The sequence below is a fragment of the Methylobacterium sp. J-026 genome (assembly GCF_022829585.1).
GTDB lineage: Bacteria > Pseudomonadota > Alphaproteobacteria > Rhizobiales > Beijerinckiaceae > Methylobacterium.
Window position 1 is genome coordinate 1 of sequence record NZ_JAKSYC010000040.1, and the last position, 12,378, is coordinate 12,378.

Sequence of the window (12,378 nt, forward strand, 5' to 3'; positions counted from 1 at the left end):
GTGGCGCTACCGGAGGGGAGGCCCGCGTGACGGCCTTCACGGCTTCCCCCTATCTCCACCTCATCCTGAGGCGCGAGCGCAGCGAGCCTCGAAGGAGGGCTCCAGCCAGCCGCGCGATCCCTGGAGGGCTCCTTCGAGGCCTCCGCTTCGCTCCGGCGCCTCAGGATGAGGTCGCGTTTCGGATCCGCAGACTCTGAACCGTTCAGCACAGCAGGACATCCCGTGAGAGACTTCTCCGCCCCCGGCCGCTCCCCGGTCTACGCCGCCAATGCGGCGGTCGCGACCTCGCACCCGCTCTCGACGATCGCCGCCATCGAGGTGCTGCGCGCGGGCGGCAACGCCGTCGATGCCGGCATCGCGGCGGTGGCCGTGCAATGCGTGGTCGACCCGCTGATGACCGGCATCGGCGGCGACTGCTTCGCCCTCTACGCCCCCGCCGGGGCCACGACACCGATCGCGCTGGACGGCTCGGGCCGGGCGCCGGCCGCCGCCACGCCCGACTGGTACGCCGAGCACGGCGTCGCCATCACCCCGACCTCGCCGCACGCCGTCACGGTGCCGGGCGCGGTGGGGGCCTGGGACCTGCTGGTCCGCGAGCACGGTACCCGGTCGCTGGGCGAATTGCTCCAGCCGGCGATCCGTTACGCGGAGGACGGGTTCGTGGTCCAGCAGCGGGTCGGCTGGGACTGGCAGCGCTGCGTGCCCCGGGTCGCGTCCGACCCCCACGCCGCCGCGACCTACCTGCCCGGCGGCGAGGCTCCGGCCATCGGCAGCGTGATCCGCCTGCCCAAGCTCGCCGCCACCCTCCGGCGCATCGCCCAGGACGGGCCGCGCGGCTTCTACGCAGGACCCGTCGCCCAGGACATGGTGAGCCGGCTCAACGAGCTCGGCGGCCTGCATACGCTCGACGACTTCGCCGCCGCCCGGCCCGACGCGGTCGTGCCGGTCTCGACGCGCTACCGCGGCTACGACGTTTACGAATGCCCGCCCGCCGGCCAGGGTCTGGCCGCGCTGATGATGCTCAACGTGCTGTCGCATTACGACGTCGGCGTCCTGTCGGAGCTCGACCGGCTCCACCTCTTCGCCGAGGTGTGCAAGCAGGGCTACCACCACCGGGACGTGCTGTTCGGCGACGCCGCCCTCGCCAACGTGCCGGTCGAGCACCTGCTCTCCGACGCCTGGAAGGCCGCCGCCCACGGGGCGATCGACATGGGCCGGGCGCAGGCGCCGGTGATCTACCCCGAGATCGCCCGGGAGATGGAAGAAGGCCGCGCCCACAAGGATACGGTCTACCTCTGTGTTGTCGACCGGGACGGCAACGCGCTCTCGCTGATCAACTCGATCTTCCAGGGCTTCGGGTCCGGCATCCTGGCCCCCGAGAGCGGTGTGCTGCTGCACAACCGGGGCCTGTCCTTCCGCACGGAGGGCGGCCACCCGAACAGCATCGGCCCGGGCAAGCGGCCGATGCACACGATCATCCCCGGCATGCTGATGAAGGACGGGCAGGCGGTCGCGCCGTTCGGCGTCATGGGCGGCCATTACCAGGCCATGGGCCATGTCGAACTGCTCTCCGGCATCCTCGACCGCGGCCTCGACGTCCAGGCGGCCCTCGATGCCCCGCGCAGCTTCGCCTACGGCGGCAGCCTGGAGGTGGAAGGCGGGGTCCCCGATGCCGTGATGGCGGGACTGGTCGCGCGCGGCCACGCGGCGATCCGCGCGCCCCTGCCACTCGGCGGCGGCCAGATCATCTGGATCGACCGCAAGGCCGGGACGCTGGCGGCCGGCTCGGACCCGCGCAAGGATGGGGCGGCGCTGGGGTATTGAGGGGCGCTTCGCCCTCCCTCCCCTCTCTGCGGGGGAGGGTGGCCCCTGCGTCAGCAGGGGACGGGAGAGGGGAACCCGGCTTCAGGACGGGACGCTACCTTCACACCGAACAGAGTTTCGTTCTGCACCGTCGCTCCCCTCTCCCGACCCGCTTCGCGGGCCACCCTCCCCCGCAAAGGGGGGAGGGAAATCCTGCGAAGCCGGCAGCCCGCCTCAGTCGATGTCGTCGACCACGTCGGCGCCGCCATAGAGCCGCTGGGCGAGCGACGCCTCCATGAACGGATCGAGATCGCCGTCGAGCACCTCGTCCGGATCCGTCGACTGGGTGCCGGTGCGCAGGTCCTTCACCAGCTGGTACGGCTGCAGCACGTAGGATCGGATCTGGTGGCCCCAGCCGATGTCGGTCTTCGACGCGGCCTCGGCGTTGGCCTTCTCCTCGCGCTTCTTCAGCTCGGCCTCGTAGAGACGGGCGCGCAGCATGTTCCAGGCGGTCGCCCGGTTCTTATGCTGCGAGCGCTCCTGCTGGCACGCCACCACGATCCCGGTGGGATTGTGGGTGATGCGCACCGCCGAGTCCGTGGTGTTGACGTGCTGGCCGCCGGCGCCGGACGACCGGTAGGTATCGATCCGGCAGTCGGATTCCTTGATCTCGATCTCGATCCGGTCGTCGATCACCGGATAGACCCAGACGCTGGCGAAGCTGGTGTGCCGCCGGGCACTCGAATCGTAGGGCGAAATCCGCACCAGCCGGTGCACGCCCGACTCGGTCTTGAGCCAGCCATAGGCGTTGTGGCCCTTGATCAGGAGCGTCGCGCCCTTGATCCCGGCCTCTTCGCCGTCGGTCATCTCGACGACATCGACCTTGTACTTCCGGCGCTCGGCCCAGCGCGCATACATGCGCTGGAGCATGTTGGCCCAGTCCTGGCTCTCGGTGCCGCCGGCCCCGGCATGGACTTCGAGGTAGGTGTCAAACCCGTCGGCCTCGCCGGACAGCAGGGTCTCGACCTGCCGGCTCGCTGCCTCCTTCTCGACCGCCAGGATCGCCGCCTCGCCCTCGCGGATCGAGGATTCGTCGCCCTCCATCTCGCCGAGTTCGATCAGCGTGGCGCCATCCTCGAGGTCGCGCTCGAGCTTCTTGATCGCCGTGACCGCCTCGTCGAGCTGCTGGCGCTCGCGCATGACGGTCTGGGCGGCCTCGGCATCGTTCCAGAGGTCGGGGTTCTCGGAGGCTGCGTTCAGCTCCGCGAGGCGTTTATCGACTGTGTCCCAGTCAAAGATGCCTCCTCAGCAGTCCTATAGACTGCTTGGCGGCATCCGAGGCTTGCTCGATCTCGGCGCGCATCTGGTTTTTCGGGGGTGGGGTGCGGGAAAGGGGTTCTGTATCGGGCCGGGGTGATACCCCCCGGGGACCGGCCTGTAAACGCCGCCCCGCCGCCGCGGCCTCTCCCCGTGCGGCGCCCGACCGCAGGGATGCGCGCGAGCCGGTTCGCCTCGGACGCGTTGTCGGGCACGAACGGCGTACGAGTGGAGGTCCGCGAATGGCGGAGGACGATCACGCAACGCGGTGGAAGGACTTCAACGAGGCCGTCAACATGACGCCGGCGGCGCTCAAGAAGCATCTCGACAGCGACGCCAGCCAGGAGGTCGGCCAGAAGAAGGACGGCGATGAATCGACCGGCCACGCGATGGGCCGGCGTATCCTGGCCATCAAGGACAAGAAGAAGGCGGACCTGACGGACGACGACTACGCTGCCATGGGCAAGGTCGTGAGCTACGTCCACCGCCATCTCAAGCAGGGCGGTGCGGCCCGCAAGGACCCGGACTCACCCTGGCGGATGTCGCTGATGAACTGGGGCCACGATCCGCACAAGGATTGAGGCCCCGGAGAGTTCGGACGGCTCAGTAGCGCGGCGGCACGGTGTAGGACGGGGCGATCACGTATTCCTTCGGCCGCTTGCGCGCGCCGAACCGGCCTTCGGTGATCTGGTCGTTAAAGTAGTCGAACCCGGTGTAGCCGAAGCCGCCGCCGTTCATCACCTCGGCCACCGGCACCGGCGGCACGGCGAGATCGGAGCGCCCCGGCGGCACGACACCCTGGCAGCAGGTCTCGGCCTGAAGGACGGTCGGGCCATCCGGGGCCGTGAACACGTAGGCGCGCGGCCGGTACGGCGCGGGCGCGTAGGCGGCATCGGCGGCGGAGGCACCCTGCCCCGTGACGAGGGCTAGCAATCCGGCGGCGATCAGGGTCTTGGTGCTCACGCGGTGCTCCGTCACGGGGCCGGTCGGACCGGCAGGTGTCCTGCAGTCTAGTGGATCGCCAGCGGATTGTCCGGCCCGTCCAAGCGGACCGGTTACCGAAATGCCGTTCGCGGTTCAGCCGCGGGCGCGCAGGACAACCTGCGGGCTCGCCGGCACCGGGCGGCAATCCGAGATGAAGGCGTTGACCGGCAACGGCTTCGAGTCGCAGGCATAGACGTCCGTGGGGCCCGGCGCCGGGATCGGATCCCGGGCGATGATCGGGTTCGGCGCGCAGGCCGAGGCCGCGGCGGCGAGCAGCAGGGCGGCGATCAGGTTCAGGCGGCGCATGCGGCACTCGGGACGCGGGAAAACCCCCGTGCCTGACCCTGGCCATCGCGGTCCGCCCTGACAAGCGCCGGAGCGGGCCGACGGTGCCTTTGGCTGAGCCTGTCGCCCCGCGGCAACAACTTCAGCCGGTCCGATTACCCGGCGCGGGCCATTGGCACGACGTTGTGCAGGGTCTTGTCGGTGCCGTCGAAGAACCGGCGGACGTTGCGCGCCGCCTGGCGGATCCGCTGCTCGTTCTCCACCAGGGCGATGCGCACGTACCCGTCGCCGAACTCGCCGAAGCCGATGCCGGGCGCCACCGCCACGTCGGACTTCTCCAGCAGAAGTTTCGAGAATTCGAGGCTGCCCATCTCCCGGTAGCGCTCGGGGATCGGCACCCAGGCGAACATGGAGGCTGCCGGCGCCGGAATGGTCCAGCCGGCCTTGCCGAAGGATTCCACCAGGGCGTCGCGCCGCTTCCTGTAGATGCCGCGCATCTCGTGGATGCAATCGTCCGGCCCGTTGAGGGCCGCGGTCGCGGCGACCTGGATCGGCGTGAAGGCACCGTAATCGAGGTAGGACTTCACCCGCGTCAGCGCCGAAAGCAGGCGCTCGTTGCCCACCGCGAAGCCCATGCGCCAGCCGGCCATGGAGTAGGTCTTCGACAGGGAGGTGAACTCCACCGTGCAGTCGATGGCGCCCGGCACCTGGAGGACCGAGGGCGGCGGGTTGTCGTCGAAATAGACCTCGGCGTAGGCGAGATCCGACAGCAGGATCAGCTCGTGCTGCTTCGCGAAGGCCACGAGGTCCCGGTAGAAGTCGAGGCTCGCCACGTAGGCGGTCGGGTTCGACGGGTAACAGACCACCAGGGCGACGGGCTTCGGGATCGAGTGGCGCATGGCCCGCTCGAGGGCCGGGAACATCTCAGGGGTCGGCTCGGCCGGCACGGAGCGGATCACCCCGCCGGCCATCAGGAAGCCGAAGGCGTGGATCGGGTAGCTCGGGTTCGGCACCAGCACGACATCACCCGGGGCGGTGATCGCCTGAGCCATGTTGGCGAACCCCTCCTTGGACCCGAGCGTCGCCACCACCTGCGTTTCGGGATTGAGGCTCACGCCGAACCGGCGCTGATAATAGCCGGCCTGGGCCTTGCGCAGCCCCGCGATGCCCTTGGAGGCCGAGTAGCGGTCGGTGCGCGGGCGCCCGGCGGTCTCGCACAGCTTGGCGATGACGTGCTTCGGAGCGTCGAGATCCGGATTGCCCATGCCGAGATCGATGATGTCGGCGCCCTGCGCCCGGGCGGCGGCCTTGATCCGGTTGACCTGCTCGAAGACGTAGGGGGGCAGTCGCTTGATGCGGTGGAAGTCGGTCATCGGCGTGTCCATCGGCGCGTCCCGTATCTGGCGTCTTTCGTAAGCCGGTCGCGCGAACCATGTGCTGTAGCAGACTTGCACGTCGCCGCCGACCCACAAAAGCGTGGCTATTGCGGGGGCGCCGGGGCCGGCTTGATCGTCGCGGCGGCGCCCTGACCGGCGCTCGCTGCCGCACGGCCGCGGGCCTCGTTGCGGCCGCGGGCGCCCTCGAGTTCCGCCTCCAGGGCCTTCTGCCCGGTGACGGTTTTCGGTCGGACCGGGCGTTTGGGCGCGTCGACGCCCACCGGCATGTAATCCTGCGTGTCCTTGTTGCGGGATCCGGTCACGAAGTCCGGTGCCGCCACGACCCGCGGCCCGTATCCCGCATCGGTTGCCAGCGTGCGCACGGCGTCCCCCGAGCAGCCGGCGAGCGGCCCCGCCAGGAGGGCGACCATCGCCGCGCGGGCGAATCCGGGGCGGCGAGCCCGGACGTCACTGTTCGAAAAGGCACGATCCATAGTCACACGGCCATGAGACGAGGAATAGGCATGAGAAGATCGGCCGGATGTCTCGGTCACGTTCCGGGGCGGGGTGGCGAAATCCCCGGCGCGTTCCTTATTTTAACGAAAATGTGGCCCGCGCGACAGGGTCGACAGCCCATATCAGGGAGGTACGCGTGACGAGCCCGCAGGCGCCGGACCAGACTGCTCCGCCGAAGCCGGCCCCCAACGGCGCGATGCCGGACGGGACGACCGCGCCGATGCCGGATTTCGAGGCCTTGTCCCGCAATGCCGGACAGTTCGTCGAGGCGATGGGCCGCAACGTCGCCAAGCTGCTCGGCCCCGACGGGCAGCCGGGCACATCCGGGAGCGAGCTGAACGAGGCGGCGAAGGTCCTCGGGCAGGTCGCCGAGGCGTGGCTCGCCGATCCGAGCCGCAGCGCCGAGGCCCAGACGCGCCTCTCGCAGGCCTTCCTGTCGCTGTGGGGGTCCACCTATCTGCGCCTGCAGGGCCAGCCGGCCGATCCGGTGGCGCTGCCGGAGCCCCGGGACGGCCGCTTCGCCCATACGGAATGGTCGACCAACCCGTATTTCGACTTCATCAAGCAGGCCTACCTCCTCGCCACCCGCTGGGCCGAGGGCCTCGTGGACGAGGCCGAGGGGCTCGACGCGCATACGCGCCACAAGGCGCAGTTCTACCTGCGCCAGTTCACCAGCATGCTCTCCCCCTCCAACTTCCTGCCGACCAACCCGGAATTGATCCGCCACACCCTGCAGGAGAACGGGGCCAATCTCGTCCGCGGCCTCAAGATGTACGAGGAGGATCTAGCGGCCGGCGGCGGCCAGCTGCGCGTGCGCCAGACCGACCCGAGCGGGTTCGAGGTCGGCCGCAACGTGGCGGTCACCCCCGGCGAGGTGGTGTTCCGCAACGATCTGATCGAGCTGATCCAGTACGCGCCCACCACCGAGACGGTGCTCCGGCGCCCGTTCCTGATGGTCCCGCCCTGGATCAACAAGTTCTACATCCTCGACCTCAACCCTCAGAAGAGCTTCCTCAAGTGGATGGTCGACCAGGGCCTGACGGTCTTCTGTATCTCCTGGGTGAATCCGGACGCGCGCCACGCCGACAAGGACTTCGAATCCTACATGCGCGAGGGGATCGAGGCGGCCATCGACGCGATCGGGGTCTCCACCGGCGAGAGCGCGGTCACGGCCGCGGGCTACTGCGTCGGCGGCACGCTGCTGTCCGTGACGCTCGCCATGCAGGCGGCCACCGGCAACCGGCGGATCAAGAGCGCGACGCTGCTGACCACCCAGGTCGATTTCACCCATGCCGGCGACCTGAAGGTGTTCGCCGACGAGGACCAGATCCGACTGATCGAGGCGCAGATGTCCGAGCGCGGCTACCTGGAAGGCGCCCGGATGGCCAACGCGTTCAACATGCTGCGGCCGAACGACCTGATCTGGTCCTACGTCGTGAACAACTACATCAAGGGCAAGGCACCCTCGGCCTTCGACCTGCTGTACTGGAATTCCGACGCCACCCGGATGCCGGCGGCCAATCATTCCTTCTATCTGCGCAACTGCTACCTCGACAACACCCTGGCGCAGGGCCGGATGGTGCTCGGCAACGTCCGCCTCGACCTCGAGAAGGTGCAGGTCCCGATCTTCAACCTCGCCACCCGCGAGGACCACATCGCCCCGGCGATCTCGGTGTTCGAGGGCTCGAAGATCTTTGGCGGCAAGGTCGATTTCGTGCTCGCGGGTTCGGGCCATATCGCCGGCGTGATCAACCACCCGTCGAAGCCAAAATACGGCTACTGGACCGGCGGCCCGGTCCGGGGGACGCTGGAATCGTGGATCACCGCGGCGGTCGAGACCAAGGGTTCGTGGTGGCCCTATTGGTTCCAGTGGATCGAGGCGCAGGCGCCCGAACGGGTGCCGGCCCGGAAGCCCGGGGGCGACGCGCTGCCGTCGCTGGGACCGGCGCCCGGAACCTACGTGCGGATGCGCGCCTGAGGCGCATCCGCCCGCGCGGGGTGTCCCCCGGTCACGGGCGTCCCGCGGGCTCGCCTTAGTACTTGCGCACCAGCGGCGCCGGGGCCGGGGCCGGCGGAGCGCCGAACACGTAGCGGAAACCGACCGAGACGATGTCGGCGCTCGAGTCGACTACTCCCGCGAAGGCGATGTTGGCGACGTTGTAGTCGCGCCCGAGCCCGGCGAGGATCCGCGACCGGTTCAGGAAGAAGTGCGAGTAGGCGACGTTCAGGGTCAGCTGCTGGCTCCAGCGATAGCTGGCGCCGACCGAGACGTTGTAGCGGTCGCCGTCGGGCAGGCGCACCGAGCGGTTCGAGAAGTCGATCGGCGAGCTTTCGTAGGCGAAGCCGGTCCGCAGCGTCAGGTTCGGCGCCGCATCGTACTCGGCGCCGATCGAGTAGGTGTAGCCGTCCTTGTAGTTGAGCGGCAGGGAATTCACCGGCAGTCCGAGCGTCTTCGACACGATGCCGATGTTGCCGAGCCTCGACCAATTGTCCCACTCGAAGCCGAGATCCACCCGCGCCACCGGCGAGAGCGCCTGGGTGAGGCCGACACTCACCTTGTCGGGCGTGTTCAGCTTCGAGCGGACCTGCCCGGCCAGCGGCGCCAGGGCGAGCAGCGGCACGCCGATCGACCCGTCGATCTCGTGATGCACGGAGGAGCGGTAGCCGATGCCCAGCACGGTCCCGTCGCGGGGCGTCAGCGTGGCGCCCGCGGTGAAGCCCGCGCCCCAGGACTCACCCTTGAGGAAGGAGCTCGGATAGACGGTCGGCTGGAGGCCGGGGATCGGCAGCGCCTGCCGCAGAGTCAGGCGGAAATACTCGATGTTCGGGCCGGCCGCGAGCGAGAGCCACTCGTTGACCTTGAAGCCGATGACCGGGTTGATCGCCAGGGAGAAGATCCGGGACGAGCGCCCGTAGACTTCGCCGGCCCAGACCTGCCGCGGCTTGGTCACCAGGCCGAAGGGGGCGCCGGTGGAGAGGCCGAGCCAGAGGCGGTCGTTGAGCTGATAGGAGGTCGCCCCCGCCGGCACCACGGCGCCCTGGCCGATATCGCCGGAGCCGCCGAGGCGCGCGAAGCCGGGATTGGTGCCCGGCGCGGGACGGATCTCGGAGGAGAGGCCGATATAGGTGAAGTTCTGCTCCGCGACGAAGCCGGGATTCATCGTGATGGTCGCGGGATTCCAGAAGATCGACGAGACGCCGCCCGATCCCGCCGCCGCACCCGCGAAGGCGAGCCCCTGCGCCTCGGTACTCTGCTCCCGGATGCCGAACGCCCCCGCACGCGCCGCCCCGGCGCCGAGGATCATCGCTGTCGCCGCGAGCAACGCCGCGCGCACCGTCCCGCCCATCTTCTCCCCCAACGCTCGACCCGGCGCCGTCGATTGACCACGACTCGTGATGCGGCACCATTTCAGGCATCGTGCCGGTTCGCCGCACAGATTCGCAATGCCGATCGACATTTCCCGCGCAAAGGCGAAGTTCAATGGAAAGTCGGCAGAAGATCGATCTGTCCTGCGCATATCCTTGCAACGGTGCAATTTTATCATCCGACGTCTATGTTCGCCGGGTCGGCCGCACCCATGAATAATATGTCCTTAAACGGGCACATATGCACTTTCCCGCCGATATGTTGCCATAATGCGACATCGGCTTCGATCCGCGGTGTCGCCGATCACGCTTGCGCCAGGACCGGGGCCCGGCCATGGTCCGGCCAACCGGCGCAGACCGGTTCCAGGGTAAGGATCAGGAGCGCGGCGATGAAGCTCTTCCGGCACGGCCCGAGCGGCGACGAGAAGCCCGGCCTCGTGGACGCGAACGGAGGCTTGCGCGACCTTTCGAGCATCGTGCGCGACATCGCTGGACCGGCGCTCGGGCCCGACTCGCTGGCGCGGCTGCGCGCCCTGGATCCCGAGACCCTGCCGAAGCTGCCGCCGGACGTGCGCCTCGGCCCCTGCGTCGGCGGCACCCGCAACGTGGTGGCGATCGGCCTCAACTTCGCCGACCACGCCGCCGAGACGGGCTCACCGATCCCCTCTGAGCCGATCATCTTCAACAAGGCGCCGTCCAGCCTGTGCGGGCCGAACGACACCGTGATCATCCCCAAGGGCTCGTCCAGCACCGACTGGGAGGTGGAGCTCGCGGTCGTGATCGGCCGGCACGCCAGCTACGTCCACGCCAACGAGGCCTTAAGCTACGTGGCGGGGGCCTGCATCTGCAACGACGTCTCGGAGCGCGAGTGGCAGATGAACCGCGGGCCCACCTGGACGAAGGGCAAGAGCGCGCCGACCTTCGGGCCGCTGGGCCCCTGGCTGGTGACGCTCGACGAGATCCCCGACCTGAAGACCCTCGCCATGAGCCTCGACGTGAACGGCGAGCGCCGCCAGACCGGCTCGACGGCGACGATGATCTTCGACGTGCCCCAGCTCGTCGCCTACGCGTCGCACTTCATGCTGCTCGAGCCCGGCGACGTGATCACCACCGGCACCCCGCCCGGGGTCGGCCTCGGCATGAAGCCGCCGCGCTACCTGAAGGCCGGCGACGAGATGGTCCTCCGGATCGAGCGCCTCGGCGAGCAGCGCCAAAGGGTGATCGCCTTCGACGACTGGACCGCCAAGGTCTCGGCCGGCGAGCCGACGGACTGAGCGGACACGCTTCGGCTGCCCGGACGCTTGATTTCTGGCCGCCGATCCGGCTCAAACGCAGGATGAGCGCAACGTCCCTCCCCGCTTCCCCGCAAGACGCGTCCGGCCCGATCCGCCATGATTGGAGCCTGACGGAGATCCGGGCGATCCACGACCTGCCGCTGCTCGATCTCGTGCATCGGGCCGCCACGGTCCACCGGGCGCACAACGATCCGGCCGATGTTCAAAGGGCGAGCCTGCTCTCGATCAAGACCGGTGGCTGCCCCGAGGATTGTGGCTACTGCTCGCAATCGGCCCACCACAAGGAGACCGGCCTCGCGCGCCAGCGCCTGATGCCGGTGGACACGGTGCTGGCCGAGGCCGCCGCCGCCAAGGCCGCCGGCGCCACGCGCTTCTGCATGGGCGCGGCCTGGCGCAGCCCCAAGGACGGGCCCGATTTCGACGCCGTGCTTACCATGGTCCGGGGCGTGCGGGGCCTCGGGATGGAGGCCTGCGTGACCCTCGGCATGCTGACGGCGAGCCAGGCCGAGCGCCTCGCGGAGGCCGGGCTCACGGCCTACAACCACAACCTCGATACCGGGCCGGGCTATTACGACAAAATCGTCTCGACCCGGACCTATGAGGACCGGCTGGACACGCTGGAGCGGGTCCGGGCGGCCGGGATCGGCGTCTGCTGCGGCGGCATCATCGGCCTCGGCGAGGGGGTGGGCGACCGCGTGGCGATGCTGCAGGTTCTGGCCAACCACGCGCCCCATCCCGAGAGCGTGCCGATCAACGCCCTGGCCGCCGTCGTGGGAACGCCGCTGGGCGATACCGCGACGGCGATCGACCCGTTCGACATGGTGCGGATGTGCGCCACCGCGCGCATCGTGATGCCCCGGGCGCGGGTCCGGCTCAGCGCGGGCCGCCGGGCGCTCAGCCGCGAGGCCCAGGCCCTGTGCTTCCTCGCCGGGGCGAACTCGATCTTCTACGGCGAGCGGCTGCTCACCACGGCCAACAACGAGGCGGATGCGGATGCGGCCCTGCTGGCCGATCTCGGCATCCGCGTCGCCGAGCCGGTTCTCGCCGCGGCGGAATAGGGCCTCAGCCCTCCGGGAGCACGATCCGGAACCGCGCCCCGCCCTCGCAGGTGTCGAGGGTCAGCGCGCCGCCATTGATGCCGATCAGTTCGGCGGCGATCGGCAGGCCGAGCCCGGTGCCGCCGGAGCGCGTCGAGCCGGCGAATGGGGCGAACAGGTTCTCCCGCGCGCGCGCCGGCAGGCCGGGGCCGTTGTCGGCGACCCAGATGGTCACCCGGCCCGGCTCCTCGCGCACGGCCGCGACCTGCACTGCGGCCTCCGCGACCTTCGCCCCGTCCAGCGCCTGCACGGCGTTGCGCACGAGGTTGGCGAGGGCCCGGCCGAGCTGCTCCGGATCGGCCAGGACGGACAGGTCGTCCGCCGCCACCCGCACCGCCA

At 69.5% G+C, this 12,378-nt stretch carries 12 protein-coding genes; 5 read left to right on the forward strand and 7 right to left on the reverse strand.

Going from position 1 to position 12,378, the window contains the following annotated elements:
* Window positions 1–222 precede the first annotated feature (222 nt).
* On the forward strand, window positions 223–1,824 hold the full coding sequence (locus MKK69_RS02355; RefSeq protein WP_243965138.1) for a gamma-glutamyltransferase family protein: 1,602 nt from the start codon (window positions 223–225) through the stop codon (window positions 1,822–1,824).
* 213 nt (window positions 1,825–2,037) lie between these two features.
* Here the strand turns inward: MKK69_RS02355 and prfB are convergent.
* Window positions 2,038–3,166, reverse strand: a protein-coding gene (gene prfB / locus MKK69_RS02360) for a peptide chain release factor 2 (protein ID WP_243965139.1) whose coding sequence is annotated in 2 segments (ribosomal slippage) — window positions 2,038–3,096 and window positions 3,098–3,166 — 1,128 coding nt in all. Because the reading frame shifts where the segments join, the coding sequence is not laid out codon by codon here.
* Window positions 3,167–3,362: 196 nt separating this feature from the next.
* Between prfB and MKK69_RS02365 the strand changes: the two genes are divergently transcribed.
* Window positions 3,363–3,701: a DUF3140 domain-containing protein gene (locus MKK69_RS02365; RefSeq protein ID WP_243965140.1), complete on the forward strand. Its 339-nt coding sequence runs from the start codon at window positions 3,363–3,365 to the stop codon at window positions 3,699–3,701.
* Window positions 3,702–3,723: 22 nt separating this feature from the next.
* On the opposite strand, the gene MKK69_RS02370 is transcribed toward MKK69_RS02365, so the two are convergent.
* From MKK69_RS02370 to MKK69_RS02385, 4 genes are all read right to left on the reverse strand, one after another.
* On the reverse strand, window positions 3,724–4,083 hold the full coding sequence (locus tag MKK69_RS02370) for a hypothetical protein (protein WP_243965141.1): 360 nt from the start codon (window positions 4,081–4,083) through the stop codon (window positions 3,724–3,726).
* A gap of 114 nt (window positions 4,084–4,197) precedes the next feature.
* Window positions 4,198–4,410 carry a hypothetical protein gene (locus MKK69_RS02375; protein ID WP_243965142.1) on the reverse strand — a complete coding sequence of 71 codons (213 nt, stop codon included), beginning with the start codon at window positions 4,408–4,410 and terminating at the stop codon, window positions 4,198–4,200.
* A 134-nt stretch (window positions 4,411–4,544) separates the two neighbouring features.
* Window positions 4,545–5,762: an LL-diaminopimelate aminotransferase gene (locus tag MKK69_RS02380; RefSeq protein ID WP_243965143.1), complete on the reverse strand. Its 1,218-nt coding sequence runs from the start codon at window positions 5,760–5,762 to the stop codon at window positions 4,545–4,547.
* 107 nt (window positions 5,763–5,869) lie between these two features.
* Window positions 5,870–6,196 carry a hypothetical protein gene (locus MKK69_RS02385; RefSeq protein WP_313900817.1) on the reverse strand — a complete coding sequence of 109 codons (327 nt, stop codon included), beginning with the start codon at window positions 6,194–6,196 and terminating at the stop codon, window positions 5,870–5,872.
* 281 nt (window positions 6,197–6,477) lie between these two features.
* On the opposite strand from MKK69_RS02385, the gene MKK69_RS02390 reads away from it, so the two are divergent.
* Window positions 6,478–8,259 carry a class I poly(R)-hydroxyalkanoic acid synthase gene (locus MKK69_RS02390; RefSeq protein ID WP_279598138.1) on the forward strand — a complete coding sequence of 594 codons (1,782 nt, stop codon included), beginning with the start codon at window positions 6,478–6,480 and terminating at the stop codon, window positions 8,257–8,259.
* Between the two features lie 55 nt (window positions 8,260–8,314).
* On the opposite strand, the gene MKK69_RS02395 is transcribed toward MKK69_RS02390, so the two are convergent.
* Window positions 8,315–9,628, reverse strand: coding sequence for an OmpP1/FadL family transporter (locus MKK69_RS02395; protein ID WP_243965149.1), 1,314 nt, complete (start codon window positions 9,626–9,628; stop codon window positions 8,315–8,317).
* Window positions 9,629–10,036: 408 nt separating this feature from the next.
* On the opposite strand from MKK69_RS02395, the gene MKK69_RS02400 reads away from it, so the two are divergent.
* Window positions 10,037–10,921, forward strand: a complete 885-nt coding sequence (locus MKK69_RS02400; protein ID WP_243965150.1) for a fumarylacetoacetate hydrolase family protein — start codon at window positions 10,037–10,039, stop codon at window positions 10,919–10,921.
* A 62-nt stretch (window positions 10,922–10,983) separates the two neighbouring features.
* Window positions 10,984–12,000, forward strand: a complete 1,017-nt coding sequence (bioB, locus tag MKK69_RS02405; protein ID WP_243965154.1) for a biotin synthase BioB — start codon at window positions 10,984–10,986, stop codon at window positions 11,998–12,000.
* Between the two features lie 4 nt (window positions 12,001–12,004).
* On the opposite strand, the gene MKK69_RS02410 is transcribed toward bioB, so the two are convergent.
* Window positions 12,005–12,378, reverse strand: a 374-nt coding sequence (locus tag MKK69_RS02410; protein WP_243965155.1) for an ATP-binding protein, incomplete at its 5' end; no start/stop codon positions are given.